Below are 662 nucleotides of genomic sequence, written 5' to 3' on the forward strand. Positions count from 1 at the left end.
ATCACCGGCACCAACCGGCAGGAGTTGCTGGAACGCACCCGCGCACTCGCCGGCGGAAACACCGGTGCCATCGTGACCGGGATCGCCCGGCCGGGCGGGGTCGCCTTCGTGTTCACCGGCCAAGGCAGCCAACGCGCCGGCATGGGACGCGACCTGTACGCCGCCTACCCCGCCTTCGCCACCGCCTTCGATGAATCCATCGGGTTATTGGATCAGCACCTGGCCGGGCACGCGCCGATACCGCTGCGGGAGGTGCTGCTCGGCGACGCCGACCCCGGCCTGCTGGACCAGACGCTGTACACCCAGCCCGCGCTGTTCGCCCTGCAGACCGCCCTCACCCACCTACTGGCCGACTGGGGCATCACCCCCACCGCAGTCGCCGGGCAGTCCATCGGCGCCATCGCCGCCGCCCACACCGCCGGCATCCTCACCCTCCCCGACGCCGCCGCCCTCGTCGCCACCCGCGCCCGCCTCATGCACACCCTCCCCCCCGGCGGCGCCATGACCGCCATCAACGCCACCGAAGAACACCTCACCCCCCACCTGACCGACGCGGTCACCATCGCCGCCCTCAACACCCCCACCTCCACCGTCATCTCCGGCGACACCCACGCCGTCACCCAACTCACCAAACACTTCCGGGACAACGGCTACAAGGTCCG

General features: G+C 71.1%; 1 protein-coding gene. It reads left to right on the forward strand.

The features are described from left to right. Window positions 1–662 (forward strand): acyltransferase domain-containing protein (locus IL992_RS45230; protein ID WP_193209454.1); only part of this gene is annotated, 662 nt, incomplete at both ends.

The sequence above is a fragment of the Microbispora sitophila genome (genome assembly GCF_014892245.1).
Lineage (GTDB): Bacteria > Actinomycetota > Actinomycetes > Streptosporangiales > Streptosporangiaceae > Microbispora > Microbispora siamensis.